We start from the raw sequence: 18,447 nt of genomic DNA, 5'->3' as shown, positions 1-18,447 counted from the left end.
CCCATGTGTGGACGTTTTTCCCTGACCCAGCCGGATGACGCCATGGCGCGGCTGTTTGCGGCCAGCCCGGCCAATAACCTGCCGAGGCTGCCCAACTACAACATCTGCCCCACCAACCCGATACATGTGATCAAGGCAGAGGGTGCGGCACGTCAACTGGTGGCGATGCGCTGGGGGTTCTTGCCACATTGGTATGACAGCGAAACTGCCGGGCCGTTGCTGATCAGTGCCCGTGCCGAGACCCTGGCGCGGAAACCCGCCTTTGCCGAGGCCTGCCGGGCGCGGCGCTGTCTGATACCGGCATCAGGGTTTTACGAATGGACCAAGGATGCCGCGGGCAAACGGCTGCCTTGGTATATTCAGGCCGCAGATCAGACGCCGCTGGCCTTTGCCGGGATCTGGCAGAGCTGGGGACAGGAGGCGCAGAAAACCTGCGCCATCGTCACCACCGCCGCCAATCAAACGCTGGGGGCGATCCACCACCGGATGCCCTTGGTACTGGCGTCTCAGGATTGGCCGCTTTGGCTGGGAGAGGCGGGCAAGGGCGCTGCGACCTTGATGCAGCCAGGGCCAGAAGAGCGCCTGCAAATGCACAGGGTGTCACCACGGGTGAATAGCAACCGTGCGACGGGGCCAGAGCTGATCGAACCCTTCTTTGAAGAGGGAGACCATGATGATAGGGATGTGGCATCAGCACAGCAAGAAGAGGCGCTGCATGAAGAGGCCGCAGCTGAAGAGACCGCCGCGCCACGACTCATCTGAGCATCCTGGCGACTTTGGTGGGTCTGATGAATTTGCACTATTATTCAGGCCCCACGCGCGGTAAATCAAACCCATGCCCAATCGCTACGAAACCCTGCAAGATATCTTGGCCCACGGTTATGATACGGTCATTGATGTGCGCAGCCCTGCGGAATTTGCCGAAGATCATATTCCCGGCGCCATCAACCTGCCAGTGCTGAGCAACGAAGAGCGGGCCGAGGTGGGCACAATCTATGTGCAGGACAGCCCCTTTAAGGCCCGTAAACTGGGGGCGGCTCTGGTGTTTCGCAATGCCGCCAACAGTATTGAGCACAGCCTCAGCCATCATGACGGCGGCTGGCGTCCGTTGGTCTATTGCTGGCGGGGAGGGCAGCGCTCGGGCAGTTTTTCGTGGATGTTGAGCCAGATCGGCTGGCGCGCAGCCCTGGTTGAGGGCGGCTATCAAAGCTACCGGCGCCTCGTTTATGGCTATCTGTATGAGCAGACGCTGCCGTTTCGCCTGATCGCTCTGGATGGTTATACCGGCAGCGCCAAAACCGAATTGTTGCAGCGGGTGCGGGCCTTGGGAGGACAGGTGCTGGATCTGGAAGGCCTGGCCAATCACCGGGGCTCATTGCTGGGGGGAACAGCGCAGCCGCAGCCCAGCCAAAAGGCGTTTGAGAGTGCCCTGGCGCAGGCGTTGCTGCAGATGGATCCTGCCTGCCCGGTTTTGGTGGAGGCCGAGTCCAGCAAGGTCGGGGAACGGATTATCCCGCCCAGCCTGTGGCGCGCCATGAAACAGGCACCTCGGATTCTGGTGCAGGCACCGGTTGGTGCACGCTGCCGCTATCTGACCCAGGCCTATGATGATATCCTGTCAGACAGCGAGAAGCTGCGCGAAAAACTGGGCTACCTGCGAGGGCATCGCGCCAATGCGGTGATTGACCACTGGTTCGATCTGATCAGTGCGGGCAATAAACCGGCGTTGACCCTGGCCTTGATGCAGGATCACTATGACCCCGCTTACCTGAAATCACAGCGCGTCAATGGTGCAGACACTGTTGCTGAACTGGATCTGGGGCAAATGTGCGAGTCTGATCTTGACCGGGTGGCCCAACAGACCTGGGATCTGCTGCAACAATCTATGGATTCAGCCGTTTAGACCAGCGTGAGACCGGGAAGGCCGTCAGATAGGCCACCGATCTTGGCAGCCGGGTAGCCTTCGGATCTGAGCTGCTCTAGCAGGCCATCAGCCGCGTCGGCGCTGACCGCGGCCAGTAATCCCCCGGCGGTTTGTGGATCAAACAGCAGATCAGCCTCTGGCCCGAGTGCCAGATTTGGCGCAAGGCTGCGGTTTTCCTCAAACAAAGAAGAGCGGATGCCGCGCGCGCTCAGCGCAATGGCGCCCTGCATCATCGGGACTGCACTAAGGTCGAGGGTCGCTGCCAGGCCAGAAGCCTCGCAGAGCCCCAAGAGATGCCCTGCGAGACCAAAGCCGGTGACATCGGTCATTGCATGAGCCTCTGACAGGATGCGCGCGGCGGCACCTTGGGGTTGGCACATCTGCGTTAGCGCTGCTGCGACCCATTCTCCCTTGGCATCGCTAGACATTTCAGCCGCCATGATCACGCCAGAACCGATGGGTTTGGTCAGGATCAACACATCACTGGGCTTGGCTCCGGCCAGGGTTATGGGCTGCGACGAGCACAGTCCTGTCACGGTGAAACCAATGGAAAGCTCATCCCCGATAGAGGTGTGGCCGCCGACGATATCCGCCCCAGCCGCCTGAAACACTTCGCCGGCTGTGGCCATGATTTCGCTCAGACTCCGCTGTTGCAGGGCAGGCGACAGGCGGGGCAGGATCAGATTCGCAGTGGCCACCTGCGGCGCGGCCGCCATGGCCCAAATATCGCCCAAGGCATGTATCGCAGCAATCCGTGTCATCATCACTGGGTCCTGCACAAAGGCGCGCAGATGATCGGTTGAGATCACTTGCTGGACCTTGCCTGTCTGCACCAAAGCCGCGTCATCGCCGGGCAGGGGGCTCACATCTGGGCGCTGCATGGGCCCCAGGGCCGACAGCGCCCGACGTAGCGCGCCACGACCGGCCTTGGCACCACAGCCGCCGCACATGGGTTTCTCGCCTAGGGCTTCTGGCAGATCATGGGTGTGTTCCGGGGGCAGTTTTGGCTGCTCCATCTTGGGCAGGTGGCGGAACTGCTCCATAAAGTTTTGATCGATCCGATCTTTCCATCCCCAAACCAAACCGCCTGAGAACTGAAGCCCAAAGCGATCCCCCAGGGCCTCTTTGCGGCCCATGGAGATCAGTTTGAGGTAGTCCTTTTGTGGTTTGTATCTGCGCAGGGGGTCCTGGGTCAGGCGGGCCCGCAGGTTATGGTGCAAAATGGGGGCCTGTCTTACCGCATAGACGCCGGCCTTGGGGCGGGGCGAAAACGCGAGATGGGCGCAATCGCCCACCGCAAAGATGTCTGCATCAGAGCTTTGCAGCGTTTCATCAACGGCGACAAATCCCTGATGCAGCTTGAGGCCGCAGTTTGCAATCCAGTCGTGTGGGCGGGCTCCGGCGGCACCAGTGGTGAAATCCGAGAGCACCATGCGCCCGTCCGTCAGATGGACCAGGCCGGGCTCAATGCGCGCAACGCCGGTATTCTCAACCAGGGTGACACGATGTTCACTAAAGGCGCGGCGCAGGCGTTTGGCGACCTCTGGGCTGGCCTGTCCGAGAACCGGGCCGCTGTCGATCAGGGTGGCCTGACCCAGCCGCCCCTGTTGTGACAGAGCATGGGCCATGGCCAGGACCAGCTCGGCCCCGGCGACACCGCCGCCGATGGCGGCGATATTGGCCGGTCCACTGCCATTGCGAAACTGGTCCCAGGACTGGGCAAAGACGCCAAGCGGTTTGGCCGGGACGCCATGATCGGCAAAACCCGGCAGATCAGGCATTTCAGAGGTGATGCCGACGTCAATCGAGGCCAGATCATAGGCAATGGGCGCTCGCCCGGGCACATGGACCATGCGCGCGCGTGGATCCAGCCCGTCAGCCGCCCCCAGGATCAGGCGGGCGCCAGAAAAACGCACCAGTCCGACCAGATCAATATCGAGGTCTTCACGCTGGTAATGCCCGGCGACAAAGCCCGGCAACATGCCGGAATAGGGCGCGGTAGGGCCGGGGTTGATCAGAGTGAGCCGCGCGCCGGCCAGCGGGCGCATACCCCACTTTAATAGCACCAGCGCATGGGCATGACCGCCGCCAATCAGGACCACATCTTTGGTTGCCGGAAGAGGAGCGCTATGCATGAGACTGTGCCTTTTTGTCAGTGCGTCACAGCCTATCTAGGGCTGCCCGTTGGCACGTGCCTTGCGCCAGAACAAATGGCACAAGGCACGTGAGAAAAAGCGCGCATGATGCGCAGACCTTTCGTGCTGGTGCGACCCTATGGCCCTGTTGCTGCGGGCGCTAGGTCTTGTCTGTTTCTGGGGCGGTCTCAGCCACATCATGGGTGGCCCAGAGGCCATCTTCGCCGGCCTTAGGCAGGCTTTGCCTTGTTTCATGCCGGTGAATATGGACCTTGGCAATAAACAGTGCCGTGACCGGGGCGGTGAGAAACAAAAACAGGGTGATCATCAGCTCGTGCAGCGACGGGTCTCCCTCGATCATTGCCCCATGCAACATCGAGGCCAAGAGCACCCCGCCCACACCCAGTGTTGTGGCCTTGGTGGGCGCATGCAGGCGCGACATCGGGTCATTGAGCTTGAGCAGGCCAAAGGAGCCAACAAAACCAAACAGGCCTGCCATGACTAAAAAGGCGGCGATCAGGTATTCATAGAACATGCGATCCTCCTCTCATCACTCGATAATATTGCCGCGCAGGATAAAGCGCGCATAGGCCACGGTAGAGACAAAGCCGAGCATGGCAATAATCAAGGAGGCCTCGAAATAGACCTCGCTGCCCAGAGCAATGCCATAGAGGATCATCAGAGCCAGCGCGTTGATGAACATAGAATCCAGCGCCAGAATTCGGTCAGCGATTTCCCCGGCAGTGATGATTTTCCACAGGTTCATCAGAATTGCGAGGGCAAAGCAGATAAAGGCAAAATGCGTGGCATAGGTAATGATCATTCGAAAATCTCCTTTAGCCGGCGCTCATAGCGCTGCTTGATTTCATCGCGCACTGCATCCGGATCGGGGGCATCCAGGCAATGCACCAAAAGCGCGTGACCTTCAGCCGAGACATCCGCCGCAACGGTTCCGGGCGTCATGGTGATGGTCCCTGCAAGAACCGAAATCGCTTCGGGGGTAAGAAGATCCAGCGGCACCGCGATCCAGGCAGGCTGGCGTTTGGCATTGGGTTTGAACACCACGATACGGGCCACGATCACATTGGCGACCACAATATCATAGAGCACTATCAGGATGTACTCGATGATCTTGATCGGCTTTTTCAGCCGCATCTGCTGGGGCCAGTAGGGTTGGGTCAAGAAGGGGATTAACAGCCCCAGCAAAAAGCCAAAGACCAGGGAGTTCAATGTCCATGTGCTTGTCAGCAAGACCCAGGCCAGGGTCAACAGCAGTGTCAGGATTGGATGCGGCAGCAGCCGCCTTAACAGTCTCATGGTGTGACCTTTCCAAGCACGGCCTCGATATAGATCTCAGGCGCAAACAGCTGCGCTGCCGTGGCCTCCGCATAGTGACTGGCCGGACCGGCAAAGATGGTCAGCAGGATTAGGCCGCTCAGCAAAGCAAAGCAGGCGACAAAGGGCAGTGCTGCAGGGGCGCTGCGCTCTGCGGTGTCGTCCTGCTCGTTGGCCTCTTCCTCGTAGGGCTGCTGGCTGGTCTCGGCGGAGGGGGCTACGGGGATGCTATGGCTTTTCCAGAACAACAGGCTGCCCGCCCGGGCCATGCCAAGGATGGTGATCAGCGAACCAATAAGGATTGTCCCCCAGATCCACCAGACCATACCATGGTCGCGCGCCGCATCCAGGACCAGCAGTTTGCCGAGGAAGCCGGAGAGCGGCGGCATACCTGCCATGGCAATGGCGCCGGTAAAGAACAATACCGCAATCAGCCCGCTTTGGGGCATAAGGCGCTGGGCGGTGATTTCGATCCCCTGGCGTTCTGAGATCAGATCAGCGACCAGAAACAGGAAGGCCGCCGCCAGGGTGGAATGCAGGGTGTAATAGAGCGCGGCGGCGACGCTTTCAGGGGAGAACAGCGCGATGGCGGTCAGCAACGTGCCCATGGATGTGATGGCGCCAAAGGCCACGAGGCGGCCGATACGGTACGAGCCCAGAATGCCAATGGCGCCGATCATCAGCGTGACCAGCGCAGCCGGCATCAGCCAGGCTCCGGCGAGCCCCTCGGTCGTGCCCAAATCCGGACCAAAGACCAGCGTATACATACGCAGGATGGCATAGGCACCAACCTTGGTCATGATGGCAAAGAGCGCGGCCACTGGGAGCGGCGCATTGGCGTAGGAAGCCGGAAGCCAGAAATGCAGCGGAATGACCGCGGCCTTGATGGCAAAGACCAAGAGCAGCATCACAGCGCCAACACGGAGCAAGGCTGTGTCTTCAGCCGGAATTTCGGCCACACGCACCGCTAGGTCGGCCATGTTGAGCGTCCCCGTCACCGAATAGAGCGTGCCAAGCGCAAACAGGAAGAGGGTCGAGCCCAAGAGATTGTAGACCACATATTGCACGCCCGCCTGAAACCGCCGGGTGCCGCCGGAATGGATCATCAAACCGTAGGAGGCGATCAACAGAACCTCGAAGAAAACAAATAGGTTAAAGGCGTCTCCTGTGAGAAAGGCACCGATGATGCCCATCAGTTGGAACTGGAATAAGGCATGGAAATTGGCGCCGCGTTTGTCCCAGCCGGAACCAATCACATAAAGGTTAATGATCAGCGCCAGCACCGAGGTCAACAACACCATCATCGCCGACAATCTGTCCAGCACCAGCACGATGCCAAAGGGCGCTGACCAATTGCCCAGCTCATAGACCTGCACCTCACCGGTGGAGGCCTGCGCCGCCAGTACCAACGAGATCGCCAAGAGCAAAACTGTGCTGGCTAGAGAGAAGATCCGGGTCAGATCCATGTGGTGGCGCACCACCATGATGATAAAGGGCGCTACCAGTGCGGGCAGAACCACAGGGGCAATCAGGAAATGGTTCATGCGTCTTCCCCTTCGTCTTCGGGATGATGGGGCATATCAATCTTGTCATCACGCGCTGACAGATAGGCGGCCAGGGCGATCATCACCACCACAGCCGTCATGCCAAAGGAGATAACGATGGCCGTCAGTACCAGCGCCTGGGGCAGCGGGTCGGTATAGGGCACCTCGGCGTATTTGTTCAGGATAGGGGGCGCGTTGACCATCAGCCGACCCGAGGCGAAGAGGAAGATATTGACCCCATAGGTCAACAAGGACAGCCCAAGGATCACCGGAAAGGTGCGCCGTCGCAGGATCAGATAGATGCCAGCAGCAGTGAGCAGACCCACGGCGGAGGCCACGAGGAATTCGATGTTCAAAAAGGTCATGCTCATGCCTCGCCCTCAGCTGCTTCAGCCGCGTCGTCGCGTGCCGGGTTGATATCCATCGCATGTTCCGAGGAAATGCCCGGCTGCCAGGCAAAGCGCGCCAGGCTTTCCAGCGCCAACAGCACCGCACCAACCACGGCCAGGAAGACCCCAAGGTCAAACAGCGCCGCGGTGGCCCATTCAAACTCTTCCAGCGGCGCCCAATGCAGATAGCCAAAGGCGCTGGTCAGGAAGGGCGAGCCGCTGAACCAGGAGCCAAGTCCCGTGGCGGCCGCGATAAGCACCCCAGATCCAATGGTGCCGTGATAAAACATCCGTTGCCGCTCTGAGGCCCAGCTAAAGCCAGAGGCCATATATTGCATCAACAGGGCGATGGCCGCGATCAGACCGGCAATAAAGCCGCCCCCTGGCAGGTTGTGGCCACGGAAGAAGATATAGGCGGCAACCATCAGCGCCAGTGGCATCATCACCCGTGTGGCGACAACCATCATCATCGGATGTGCATCGCCCGCCTGGGGCATATCGGGTTTGCGGTTGAGCAGATAGGCCCGCACCCGAGTGCCGAGCACCGCCTCCGTCAGGGCGTAGATGACCAAGGCAGCAATGCCCAGAACGATGATCTCGCCAAAGGTGTCATAGCCGCGGAAATCCACTAGGATCACATTGACCACATTGGTGCCGCCGCCGCCTTTGTAGGAATTGGCCAGGTGGAACTCCGAAATGCTGGGCAGGGCGAAATCGCGCAGCATCAGCGCATAGATCAGCGCTGCCGCCCCCAACCCGCCGACCACTGCTATACCGCCATCACGCAGGCGCACCCACATGGGGGCCTCGACAGGACTGTCTTTGGGCATGAAATTCAGTGCCAGGAGCAACAGCACCATGGTGACCACTTCGACCGACAGCTGGGTCAAGGCCAGGTCCGGCGCTGAGAGGTAATTGAACCCAAGTGAGACCACCAGGCCGACCACACCGATCAGCACCAGCGACAGCTGCCGCTGGCGATGTTTGGCAACCACAGCCAAAGTTGCGACAACCAGGCAGAACCAGGCAATGGCGGGGATGGCTCCGATGGCCTGCACGTCACGTGTAGGGGTCGCAACCGTTCCAGTTGAATAGGCATAGTAGCTGATGCCGATGATAAAGAGCATCATCAAGAAGGCATAGCGGGTGATGGCGCCATTGTGCAGACCATCGGTCACGATCTGCGATAGTTTTGTAAGGGTGCGCATCACAGCGTCAAAGATCTGCTTTGCCTCTGGGCGCGGTGCTGCATTCCAGGCGCGCATCAGGGGCGCGTGCATCTTGAGCAGGATCAAACCGCCAATCACAGCCACTGCGGACATATAGAGCGCAGGGGTCAAACCATGCCAGAGCTTGAGAGAATAATAGGGCAGCTCAGCGCCGCCAATGACTGCCCCAGCGGCAACCGCCACCAGTGGTCCGGCTAGCTTGGCGGAAAACAGCCCGATCAGGATCACCAGCGTGATCAGTAGGGCCGGACCTGCCCACATGCCAAAGCCCGGATCATGGGGCTTGGCTGGGTAGTCGTCGCGGGTTTTGCCCAAAAACACATGGCCAATAAAGCGGAAGGAATAGGCCGCCGAAAACAGCGCTGCCACCAGTGCCAATGCGGGCACCACATAGTGTGAGCCGCCCCAGAGCGTATGCACGGTCTCTTCAAGCATCATCTCCTTAGAGAGGAAACCGTTGAAGGGCGGGATCCCGGCCATGGAAAGGGAAGCGACAATCGCCAGGGTGGCTGTGACCGGCATCAGATGACGTAAACCCCCTAAGCGCTTGATATCACGCGTGTGGGCCTCATGATCGACGATGCCGGCAGACATGAACAGCGCCGCCTTAAAAGTGGCGTGGTTGATGATGTGGAAAACGGCGGTCACGGCGGCGATCTTGGTGCCAAAGCCCAAGAGCATGGTAATCAGGCCAAGATGCGACACGGTGGAAAAAGCCAACAGCGCCTTGAGGTCGTCTTTGAACAGGGCAATCACCGCGCCCAACAACATGGTCACCAACCCAGTGGTGGCGACGATATAGAACCACTCTGGTGTGCCTGCCAGCACCGGCCAAAGCCGCGCCATGAGGAACAGCCCGGCTTTGACCATAGTGGCTGAGTGCAGATAGGCCGAGACCGGCGTTGGGGCTGCCATGGCGTGCGGCAGCCAGAAATGAAACGGAAACTGCGCCGATTTGGTAAAGCAGCCCAAGAGGATCAGGATCAGCGCCGGCAGATACAGCGGCGAGGCCTGTATCAGATCTTTGTTTTGCAAAATCACGCTCAAGTCATAAGAGCCAGCGATATGGCCGAGGATCATCATGCCGCCAATCATGGCGAGCCCGCCCGATCCCGTCACTGCCAGGGCCATGCGCGCGCCTTGGCGGCCCTCTGGCAGGTGTTTCCAATAGCCAATTAGCAGAAAGGAGGAAAGCGAGGTGAGCTCCCAGAAGACAAGCAAAAGCAATATGTTGTCGGACAAAACGATACCAACCATCGCCCCCTGAAACAGCAGGAGATAGGTGTAGAACTGCCCCATTGGATCTTCGCGTGATAGGTAGAAACGCGCGTAAAGAATGATCAGCAAACCAATCCCAAGGATCATGGTGGCAAAAAGAAAGCCAAGCCCATCAAGAAAGAAATTTGCATTGAGGCCAAGCGCGGGCAGCCAATCGACACCCACCTGAATGACCTCGCCGCGAAACACTGCAGGGGCGTGCAGCATCAGGCCAACAAAGGCAAGGAATGTGGTAAGACCTGCAGCCGAGGCCGAGGCGTTGCGCCCGGCGCGGATAAGCAGAGCGGGGAAAACCGCTCCGAGAAACGGCAGGGCCGCAATCAAAAACAGGGACACGTGCAGTTCTCCTGGTTGGTCTTTAGGCACTCTTCAAAGGCTTAGGCAATTTTGAGCAACTGTTCCAGCCCTGTGACTGCCTAAGTACCTCTGGAGTGAGGTTTTATCGCCGCACAAAGCGGCATTTATGTTCTTCGTCACGCATCTAGGTCCACGTGATGGCTTTTTGTAGCCCGGATCGGAATTTTCTGACTGGGTTTTTGATCAGAGCCTGTGGGATTGATATTTTGTCGCAGCCCAAAGAACGCAACAGGGGGGCAGTGGGGCATCTTGGTGACGAGAAGTTGATGCGCTTGACGGGGCTCGGTGCTGAACAGAACCGCAAAAGATGTTAAGAGCGCTCAGTGCCTCTGCTCAGTGCTTTGTTGATCGTGAGCAGAGGCCGCACCAAGACCGTCACATAGCTGTAGGGCAACATGGCAACAGAGAAACAGAGACAGGGATCGCAGCAACAGCCGCAGGCAGAACAGGCCTCAGGCCTGTCGCGGCGTCAGTTGCTGCTGGGGGGGGCTGGGGCTGGGCTGGCCACAGCGCTTGGCACCTTTTGGTGGCGCAGCCAGCCGGTGGCCCATGATCATCAGCGGCTAACCCCTACAGCGGCGTTTACCGCGGCGCAGGCGGGGGAGGTGACACTGGTAGATATCCGTACCCCGCGAGAATGGCGTCAGACTGGAGTCCCGGTGGGGGCGGTAGCGATTGATATGCGGCGGGATGACTTTTTGCAGGCCTTAGGCAGGGCTGTCGCGGGAGATCTCACGGCACCTGTTGCCCTGATCTGTGCCCGAGGCGTGCGCTCGGCCCGGATGACGCGGGTGCTAGAGGCGGCGGGCTATACTGCCATTCTCGACGTGCCAGAAGGGATGTTGGGATCCGCCAGCGGCCCGGGCTGGATCGCGGGGAATTTGCCGGTGGCCCGATGGCAGAGCTAGGGGGCGGGCCAGCGCGGCTGACCTGCGCCGCGCTGGCGCTGTTTTTAGGCGCAGGGGCGAGTCCAGCGCAGGCAGGCTGTGGTCCTGACGATCAGGAGGCCTGTGCGTTGGCGCAGGGCAGCTACCATATCGTCTTGCCCGAGGTGGATCAGGCTCGGGAGAGAGGCGGCAATCTCCCTCCGGCGGTGATGTTTCTGCATGGCCATGGCGGGTCGGGGGCGGGTACGCTGAAAAACGAGGCTCTGGTCGAAGGGCTGACAGCGCGCGGCTATGCAGTGATTGCGCCGGATGGCTTGCCCCGGTCTGGCGGCACCCGGTCCTGGACCTTTTTCCCCGGTTGGGAAGGGCGTGACGAGCTGGCGTTTTTGCAAGATGTGGCCACGGACGCGGCTGCGCGATTTGAATTGGATCGCGAGGCAATGATCCTTGCAGGGTTTTCGGCGGGGGGCTTTATGGTCAACTATCTGGCCTGTGCCGCGCCTCAGGCCTTTGCCGGATATGCGCCTGTTGCAGGGGGGTTTTGGCGACCGCAGCCGACAGGCTGTGCCGGAGAGATCCGTCTGTTTCACAGCCATGGCTGGAGTGACGGTGTTGTGCCACTGGAGGGGCGTTTCCTGGGTGGTGGGCGTTTCCAGCAGGGAGACATCTTTGCCGGACTGGAGCTTTGGCGCGAGACCAATAACTGCGATGACCATGCTCCGACCCGGCGCTGGCAAGAGGGAGACATTCTTGGGCGTCGCTGGGACTGCGGTTTGGGCGCGGATATCGAGTTCCTGTTGTTCCCCCAGGGGCATCAAGTGCCAGGGTGGTGGTCTGATCGCCTGTTGGATTGGTTCGAAGGATCTGCTCCGGACGGAAGGTGAGCCATGGCGCTGTTCAGGCAGATGCTCAGGGGGATTCCGGAGGGGATGCCCAGGGGCGAGGATCGTCATAAGAGGAGGGCTCCCGCGCCTTTATCTCTCAGTGGAGATGAGAGAAAAAGCCTTGGGCCCGGCATCTGCCGCCCGAGGGGCGCCAGATGCGGTTGCGCATTATACCTTGGCGCAGAGATCTGCGTGAGGGGGGCGCTATTCTGCGGGATGGTGTTGCACGGCTTCAAGATAGTGCTTTAGCTGCGCCCGGTAGCGTCCGGCAGCCTGAGTGACTGGGGGCTCGCAATAGACCACTGGCGTTGCCATCCAACCGGTTGCAGAGCTGCCGGCGCGTCGCCCTGACAGCGCCGAGAGCGGCACAGCCAGCACCAAGGATAACGCTATAGGCACCAGCCAGAGCGAAACCAGCCCACTGGCTATTCCACCCCAAAGCGCCAGACCGCTGAGCGTCTCAAGCGCGTGGCAGCTCATGAGGGTGCCCAGCCCATAGCGCCCGCCCGCACGGGCCTGGGGCGACCAGCCGCGCTGAAGGCCAAAACTGGTCCGAAACACCGCAATCATCTGTTGAACCATGAGGATTGGGGCGTAGAGGACAGCAAGCAGGATTTCTGCCAGCACAGAGATGGCAAATCGGGCTGGGCCTCCGTAGTCGGACAGGCGCCCATTGGTGAAGGCCAGCGCCAGAACCGCGAGAAGTTTGGGCGCCAGCAGCATCGCATAGATCAGCAAGATCACCAGAACATGGCGCGGTTCTGACATATCGGGCCAGGAGGGGCGCGAAGGATTGGCTGCGCTGAAGTAATGGATCACCGAGCTTTCTTCACCGCGGCCAATCAAGGCCCAGATAACCAGTAGGGCGAACCAGATTGGGGCCATCAGGTAGCCAATGGCCCCATGCAGCAGGTGAAAGCGCGAGATGGCAAAGAACCCGCGCGCCCCCAGCAGGTTCAGATGTTGCAAATTGCCCTGACACCAACGCCTATCCCGCAGGATATGGTCGACCAATGTCGGTGGGGTCTCTTCGAAGGACCCGCCCAAACGTGGTAGAAACCGTACCCGCCAACCGGCACGGCGCAACAGACCTGCCTCGACAAAATCATGGCTCATGATCAGCCTGTCACGCCCCGTAAGGCGGGAGCGCAGCGGTGGCAGGCCGGCGCAGGCGGCAAAGGCACGGGTGCGCATGATGGCATTATGACCCCAATAGTTACCCTCAAACCCGGTCCAGCGGGCCAGACCCTCGGCCAGAGCCAGGCCATAGACGCCATTGGCGAACTGCTGCATGCGACCAAAAACAGATTGTGCACCAATGAGTTGCGGGAAGCTTTGAATGAGGCCTGCGCTCGGGTCCCGTGACAGGGCATCGGCCAATCGGGCAATGGCCCGCCCAGTCATCAGACTGTCGGCATCCAGCACCAGCATGGCCTCATATCCAGCGCCCCAGCGTCGCAACCACTCGCTGATGTTGCCCACTTTGCGCCCGGTGTTCAAAGCGCGGCGGCGATAATAGAGCGCCACACCCGCCGGGAGGTCCGCGCGCAGGGCTTCTATGCTCAGGCGTTCCTGCTCGGCGAGATCCTCATCGCGGGTATCGGAGAGTACAAACATATCGTAGCTGTGTTGCCCGCCCCGCTGGTGTAGCTCATCCAGCATGGACTGCACATTTCCCAGAACATACCAAGGGCTCTCGTTATAGACAGGCACCAAAAGGGCGACCCGCATGGGGGCTGGCTTGCCATTGGGGCGACTGCGGTCGCGCTTGGACAGCGAATACAGCCCCAAGAGCACAGTAGAGACCGAAAAGCAGATCCAGAAAAAGTTGAAGGCAATCAGCGCAAGAAGAACCAGCTCCAGCGCCATAAAGCCCCCCTTTGCAAACCAGCCTTGCATGACCCAGGTCAGTGCCGCAGTTGCCAGCATAGCGGGGGAAAAGGCGAGCAGACGCCAGAGCGCCAGATGCTGCGGCGGTTCAAACCCTGGGGCGTTTTCGTCGTAGAAGGGCGCTGCAAAATCTTGCTCGGGCATCGCCAGAGGCTGCTCTGGAGGCATCAGTAACGCATTGGGACTTGGTCCACCGGGGCGGGGGGACGAATGGAAAAGAGCGCTGCTCATGCGGTCCACCGGTACAGCCAGACTTCGCTGGCCGCTTGGCCCTCCCGGCGCAGTTGCAGTCGCAGCTCTACATGGTTTTCCGCATTGGGGGCAAAGCTAAAGGCCAGCCGCAGCCCACCCGTGGCTGGATTGCGTTGCAACACCCCTTCGCTGGTCTCCACATGGGGTGAGGAGAGATGCACCTCCAAATCTTCAGGCGCGCCCGCCAGCAGCGGATGGGCCTCGAAATCCACCGTCATCAACCGGCCAGGCTCTCCAAAGATGCGTGCCCCTGCCGCGCTATCAATCACCCGCGCCAGATCCATCTGCGGATCCTCCCCCCAGCTCAGCCGGTAGGAGAGCGGCAGTTCTGATCCCGCAGGCAAGGGATCGCGGGGACGCCAATAGGCAACAATATTGTCGTAGATTTCCTTGTCCGCTGGAATTTCTACCAGGGTCACGGCGCCCTTGCCCCAATCCCCACGAGGTTCCACCCAGAGACTGGGGCGACGGTGGTAGTTGGCTTCAAAGTCTTCAAAGTCTTGCAGGTTTCGTGACCGTTGCATCAGGCCAAAGCCACGGGGGTTTTCGTCCATAAAGGAGGAAATTTGCAGATATGTGGGGTTGGCCAGGGGCCGCCAGAGCACCTCACCGTTGCCGTTCTTGATCAACAGCCCGTCACTGTCATGTACATTGGGGCGAAAATCGTCGAATCTATTGCGGTTGGTGCGGTCAAACAAGAACATCGATGTGAGCGGTGCAAGGCCGACATGGGGCAGGTCATCGCGCGGGAACAGCCGTGCCTCGACATCCATGACCGTATTGGCGCCGGGGGTGACGGTGAACTGGTAGGCGCCGGTAACTGAGGGCGAATCCATCAGCGCATGCACCACCATGCTCCGCTGCTCGGGGCCGGGGGCCTCCAGCCAGAACTCAACAAAGTCGGGGAATTCTTCCCCCATGGGATCGCCTGTTTTCAAGGCGAGCCCTCGCGCTGACAAGCCATAGGCCTGACCGACGCCGATGGCGCGGAAATAGCTGGCCCCTTGAAAGACGCAGAACTCAGTTTTTTTACCGGGCTGGTCCAGCTGGGTACGTAGGCGCACCCCGCTGTAACCAAGCGCGCCAGTGGTGCTGAGTTGCGGGGCAATCTCACTGCGGTCAAACAGTGACATGTCAAAGCCAAAAGGCCGGGTCATACCGTCCTGTACAGTGTTCACTTGAACTGCATGGCGGAAATACAGCCCCGGCAGGAAGAGATCGACATTGTAGCTGCTGTCGGTCTTGGACCAGATCGCGTCCTGAGTGCGGAACCTATGGGCCTTGTATTCATCATAAGACAGGTTCAGCCAGTCCTGCGGCACCTCTTGCCGGGGGCGATAGCTCTGCGCGGCCAGAGCGCGGGCCCGCTCGATCACTTGGGTGTGGTCAAAGCGCCTGGGCTTGGGCGTATCTGCCGCGCCAGCTGGGAGGGCGGTGAGCAGGGTGCTTGAAAGCGCAGAGGCCATGAAGCTGCGGCGGGTGAGAGTGCTCATCGCTTGGCCCTCCAGGGGTGGGATTTGAACCAGCCCGCCCCATAGGCGCAGGCGATGATCAGAGCAAAGCCTGCCAGATTGGCCAGGGCGGTAATCGCGATACCGCGCTCGGTCTGATCCAGGGCAAAGCCGATAAGCCGCGCCAGCGCCATGGAAAACACAAAGACAGCGAGGCTTTGCTGGCCAACCTTGGTAACAATCCGCAGCAGCCGTGCCCAGATTCGGGCGCTAAGGCTGTGACCTGAAGCAATCAGGCGCTTGCCACCGGTCCCAGCGATGAGCCAACCCAGATAGGCCAGGGCCAGGAAATGGGCATAGCGCAGCAGGCCAAAATCTGTTTTTTCACGCCACTGGGCGGTGGCTTTCCACCAGGGCCGGATCATGTCGCCCAGATCGCCATGGGCCGCATCGACCCAGAGAAAGACTTTCCACGACCCAAAGGGGGCGGAAAGGATCAGGAAGGCGGCTGCGATCAGGCCCAGCAGGGCAGAGACCGGCGGCTTGGGCAGCCAGCCTTTCATGAAGGCAAAGCCGGTAAAAAACAAAAGCTGCCAGCCAAAGGGGTTAAAGAACCACTCGCGTTCCGACCAGGGTTCAGCCGGCAGCGAGGCCCCATCGGGACCCAGCCCGATCAGATAGGGGTTGGCAGTAAGCCAGATCAGCGCTGAAGCGAGAGCGACGGACCACAGGCCTAGGCGCTCCAGTCCCATCATCAGCGGCATCAAGGCCAGAACCACCAGGTACATCGGCAGGATATCAAAGTAATTGGGCACATAGGTGAGGGTAAACAGCCCCACCAGATTGGGCGCGGGGTTATTGAAAAAATGCTGTAGGTTCAGCGAATTAATATAGGTCTTTTCAAAGGTGCCATAGGTGTCGAGCGCGGCCATGGACATGGCAACAAAGAAGAACAGGCCGATGTGTGCCCAAAACACTTGCCAGCAGCGAAACACCACGCGGGCGGTGCCCAGGGCCCAGCCCTGTTTGGCAAAAGAGCCGCCAAAGGCAATGGCAGAGGCCATCCCAGAGCAAAAGACAAAGATCTCGGTTGCATCGGAAAAGCCAAAGCGCGCCGGGATCCAGCCGGTCCAGCGGTTGCCGGGAATATGGGCCACCAGAATGATGAACATGGCGATGCCACGATAAAAATCGAGCCGCGGATCCCGCTGTCGCTTGGGCGCGACCTTTGCAGAATCTGCAGGGCCAGGAGAGGCTGGCCGATTGGCAGCAGGGCCAGGATCAGGGTGCAGTTTAGGAAAGGGCGAAATCTCCGCCATGGGGAAATCCTTATGGGTCTTTTGTGGCCGGTTCTGACGCCGGGTCTTGGTCGAAAATGAGTGGGCGGGACAGGCTATTCTGCGGGCACGCTATGGGCGTCAGGCAGACCCCGGGCCTGCGAAATCAGGCTGCGTCTGGCCAGAGCATAGTTGTCTTCTCCTCCCGCCCGTTTGGCACGGCGATCGTCCAGAATGGCCTCGACCGCATCGAACTCTCCCGCACGCAGACCGGCGTCGATGGTCATGCGCTCGAAAACGTCGCGCTGGGCATGGCTGCCGCCAGCCAGCTGCATGGTGCTGCGGGCGCGCGACAGATGGGTAAAGGCCTGGGCATAGTGACCATCACCAAAGGCTTCCAGCCCATTGGCGGCATCGCAGCCAGGTGTCGCCATTCGTTCCTGCGCCTCGGTGTTGCGGGCCTTGGCATCGGCGTGAATGCGGCTGACCAGACGGCGGGTCTCGGCCTGTCGGTTCCGCCCCGATAGAGCCAGCAGGTAGTGCAGATCGGCAAAGATCAGGCTGCCATCCTCTGTGCGATTGGCGCAGAGTTCGGACAGTTCCTCCCAGCGATTGCCCACTGCAACCCCGTCCAACTCCAGCCGCATCAGGAGCGAGGTGGCATTGGAGATATCCCGGTAGTCATCGGTTTTGTCGCGGCGCACCTCAGTATCATAGAGCATCAGAGCCTGGTCAATCTGGCCCAGATCCAGATGCATCAGCGCCTTATGCCACCAAACGTGATAGCGGAAGTTATTGCAATGGGCCCAGGCCTCTTCGCGCCCGGTGAGCCAGTTTAGGCCTGCGGCCGCATCGCCGGTCATGTCATGCACATGGGCCACCGCATGCAGTCCCCAGGCATCGTCCGGTGCCATCCACAGCGCCTGGCGACCGGCGATGTCGGCCTTTTCATAGGATCCGGTTTCCTCCAGGGCGAAGGCATGGCATCCCAAGAGATAACCGCGCGCGGCATGATCCGGTGCATAGGCCGACATCACCCTCTCGACCGAGGCGCGCATGCCGGTGCAATCCCCAAGGATAAAGCGGATCCCATGGCTGAGTTTCATTGCCAATGAATCACAAGGGTTTACATCCAGAACTTGTTCCATCAGCACGACAGAACGCGAGGGGCGACCAGCCAGCCAGGCCTCAAGCGCGTCGACATATTTGCGTTCCCGTGGCAGGGCGGCCTCATAGCCTAATTTGGCAGCCTTCAGTGCGTCTTGTGCCATGGGCAACAGCTCGGAGCGGCCCAGCATCAAAACCGATAACCCCTTGATTGCCTGGGCCAGGGCAAAGTCTGGTGCCGATACCAGAACGGCCCCCAGATGATCGGCGGTGGCAGCGGAATGGGCCAGCACCCCCATCTGTGCCGCGTCCCACCTTGCCAGGGTGGTGGCGCAGCTGAGGCTGGTTTCTTGTCCAAAAATGTCTTGCGTCATTGGGGGTCCAATCTCTGCATATAGTCTCAAAACTCACTGATCTTGCTCAAAGGTTAGACCAGCCAGAGCCCCCGCGCGACGCCGCTCGCGGTTTGGTGATTGAACGTGTGTTCCCTGTGGGGCTGGGGGGGCTT

At 60.1% G+C, this 18,447-nt stretch carries 15 protein-coding genes; 4 read left to right on the top strand and 11 right to left on the bottom strand.

From position 1 onward, the window contains the following. Positions 1-3 precede the first annotated feature (3 nt). Entirely contained in the window at positions 4-762 is a 759-nt protein-coding gene (locus MED193_RS05645) for an SOS response-associated peptidase (protein WP_009808698.1), read from the top strand. Between the two features lie 73 nt (positions 763-835). Next, positions 836-1,903 carry a tRNA 2-selenouridine(34) synthase MnmH gene (gene mnmH / locus MED193_RS05640; protein ID WP_009808697.1) on the top strand — a complete coding sequence of 356 codons (1,068 nt, stop codon included), beginning with the start codon at positions 836-838 and terminating at the stop codon, positions 1,901-1,903. On the opposite strand, the gene selD is transcribed toward mnmH, so the two are convergent. The 7 genes from selD to MED193_RS05605 all read right to left on the bottom strand — a co-directional run bounded on the left by selD (position 1,900) and on the right by MED193_RS05605 (position 10,170). Beyond that, the gene (gene selD / locus MED193_RS05635) at positions 1,900-4,059 is read right to left on the bottom strand and encodes a selenide, water dikinase SelD (RefSeq protein ID WP_009808696.1); all 2,160 of its coding nucleotides are present in this window, start codon (positions 4,057-4,059) and stop codon (positions 1,900-1,902) included. The two genes, mnmH and selD, sit on opposite strands and share 4 nt — an antisense overlap. A gap of 160 nt (positions 4,060-4,219) precedes the next feature. Beyond that, a complete protein-coding gene (locus tag MED193_RS05630) occupies positions 4,220-4,594 on the bottom strand; it encodes a Na+/H+ antiporter subunit G (RefSeq protein ID WP_009808695.1) in 375 nt (124 codons plus the stop codon). 15 nt (positions 4,595-4,609) lie between these two features. Next, on the bottom strand, positions 4,610-4,879 hold the full coding sequence (locus MED193_RS05625; RefSeq protein WP_039966687.1) for a K+/H+ antiporter subunit F: 270 nt from the start codon (positions 4,877-4,879) through the stop codon (positions 4,610-4,612). Next, positions 4,879-5,376, bottom strand: a complete 498-nt coding sequence (locus MED193_RS05620) for a Na+/H+ antiporter subunit E (RefSeq protein WP_009808693.1) — start codon at positions 5,374-5,376, stop codon at positions 4,879-4,881. The genes MED193_RS05625 and MED193_RS05620 overlap by 1 nt, the downstream gene beginning before the upstream one ends. After that, positions 5,373-6,938, bottom strand: coding sequence for a monovalent cation/H+ antiporter subunit D (locus MED193_RS05615; protein ID WP_009808692.1), 1,566 nt, complete (start codon positions 6,936-6,938; stop codon positions 5,373-5,375). Before MED193_RS05615 ends, MED193_RS05620 begins: the two co-directional genes overlap by 4 nt. Then, the gene (locus MED193_RS05610) at positions 6,935-7,288 is read right to left on the bottom strand and encodes a Na+/H+ antiporter subunit C (RefSeq protein WP_039966686.1); all 354 of its coding nucleotides are present in this window, start codon (positions 7,286-7,288) and stop codon (positions 6,935-6,937) included. Before MED193_RS05610 ends, MED193_RS05615 begins: the two co-directional genes overlap by 4 nt. Before the next feature lie 17 nt (positions 7,289-7,305). After that, positions 7,306-10,170, bottom strand: a complete 2,865-nt coding sequence (locus tag MED193_RS05605) for a monovalent cation/H+ antiporter subunit A (RefSeq protein ID WP_009808690.1) — start codon at positions 10,168-10,170, stop codon at positions 7,306-7,308. Positions 10,171-10,586: 416 nt separating this feature from the next. On the opposite strand from MED193_RS05605, the gene MED193_RS05600 reads away from it, so the two are divergent. After that, complete coding sequence (locus MED193_RS05600) at positions 10,587-11,099, top strand: rhodanese-like domain-containing protein (protein ID WP_009808688.1); 513 nt, start codon at positions 10,587-10,589, stop codon at positions 11,097-11,099. Continuing rightward, entirely contained in the window at positions 11,087-11,962 is an 876-nt protein-coding gene (locus MED193_RS05595; protein WP_009808687.1) for a PHB depolymerase family esterase, read from the top strand. The genes MED193_RS05600 and MED193_RS05595 overlap by 13 nt, the downstream gene beginning before the upstream one ends. 204 nt (positions 11,963-12,166) lie before the next feature. On the opposite strand, the gene mdoH is transcribed toward MED193_RS05595, so the two are convergent. From mdoH to MED193_RS05575, 4 genes are all read right to left on the bottom strand, one after another. Further along, the gene (mdoH, locus tag MED193_RS05590) at positions 12,167-14,020 is read right to left on the bottom strand and encodes a glucans biosynthesis glucosyltransferase MdoH (RefSeq protein WP_039965941.1); all 1,854 of its coding nucleotides are present in this window, start codon (positions 14,018-14,020) and stop codon (positions 12,167-12,169) included. Positions 14,021-14,079: 59 nt separating this feature from the next. Then, positions 14,080-15,597, bottom strand: coding sequence for a glucan biosynthesis protein (locus MED193_RS05585; RefSeq protein WP_009808685.1), 1,518 nt, complete (start codon positions 15,595-15,597; stop codon positions 14,080-14,082). Further along, a complete protein-coding gene (locus tag MED193_RS05580; RefSeq protein WP_009808684.1) occupies positions 15,594-16,874 on the bottom strand; it encodes an OpgC family protein in 1,281 nt (426 codons plus the stop codon). Before MED193_RS05580 ends, MED193_RS05585 begins: the two co-directional genes overlap by 4 nt. A gap of 74 nt (positions 16,875-16,948) precedes the next feature. Then, the gene (locus MED193_RS05575) at positions 16,949-18,313 is read right to left on the bottom strand and encodes a tetratricopeptide repeat protein (protein WP_009808683.1); all 1,365 of its coding nucleotides are present in this window, start codon (positions 18,311-18,313) and stop codon (positions 16,949-16,951) included. Between the last annotated feature and the right edge of the window lie 134 nt (positions 18,314-18,447).

Source organism: Roseobacter sp. MED193 (assembly GCF_000152965.1).
In the GTDB taxonomy this organism is placed as follows: Bacteria; Pseudomonadota; Alphaproteobacteria; order Rhodobacterales; family Rhodobacteraceae; genus Pseudophaeobacter.
This window is presented reverse-complemented; position numbering and strand designations above follow the sequence as displayed.

What these genes read in the sequence shown, in the direction of transcription:
- MED193_RS05645 (WP_009808698.1), top strand. Translation starts at nt 4, where the DNA reads ATGTGTGGACGTTTTTCCCTGACCCAGCCGGATGACGCCATGGCGCGG.
- mnmH (WP_009808697.1), top strand. Translation starts at nt 836, where the DNA reads ATGCCCAATCGCTACGAAACCCTGCAAGATATCTTGGCCCACGGTTAT.
- selD (WP_009808696.1), bottom strand. Translation starts at nt 4,059, where the DNA reads ATGCATAGCGCTCCTCTTCCGGCAACCAAAGATGTGGTCCTGATTGGC.
- MED193_RS05630 (WP_009808695.1), bottom strand. Translation starts at nt 4,594, where the DNA reads ATGTTCTATGAATACCTGATCGCCGCCTTTTTAGTCATGGCAGGCCTG.
- MED193_RS05620 (WP_009808693.1), bottom strand. Translation starts at nt 5,376, where the DNA reads ATGAGACTGTTAAGGCGGCTGCTGCCGCATCCAATCCTGACACTGCTG.
- MED193_RS05615 (WP_009808692.1), bottom strand. Translation starts at nt 6,938, where the DNA reads ATGAACCATTTCCTGATTGCCCCTGTGGTTCTGCCCGCACTGGTAGCG.
- MED193_RS05600 (WP_009808688.1), top strand. Translation starts at nt 10,587, where the DNA reads ATGGCAACAGAGAAACAGAGACAGGGATCGCAGCAACAGCCGCAGGCA.
- MED193_RS05595 (WP_009808687.1), top strand. Translation starts at nt 11,087, where the DNA reads ATGGCAGAGCTAGGGGGCGGGCCAGCGCGGCTGACCTGCGCCGCGCTG.
- mdoH (WP_039965941.1), bottom strand. Translation starts at nt 14,020, where the DNA reads ATGCCTCCAGAGCAGCCTCTGGCGATGCCCGAGCAAGATTTTGCAGCG.
- MED193_RS05585 (WP_009808685.1), bottom strand. Translation starts at nt 15,597, where the DNA reads ATGAGCACTCTCACCCGCCGCAGCTTCATGGCCTCTGCGCTTTCAAGC.
- MED193_RS05580 (WP_009808684.1), bottom strand. Translation starts at nt 16,874, where the DNA reads ATGGCGGAGATTTCGCCCTTTCCTAAACTGCACCCTGATCCTGGCCCT.
- MED193_RS05575 (WP_009808683.1), bottom strand. Translation starts at nt 18,313, where the DNA reads ATGACGCAAGACATTTTTGGACAAGAAACCAGCCTCAGCTGCGCCACC.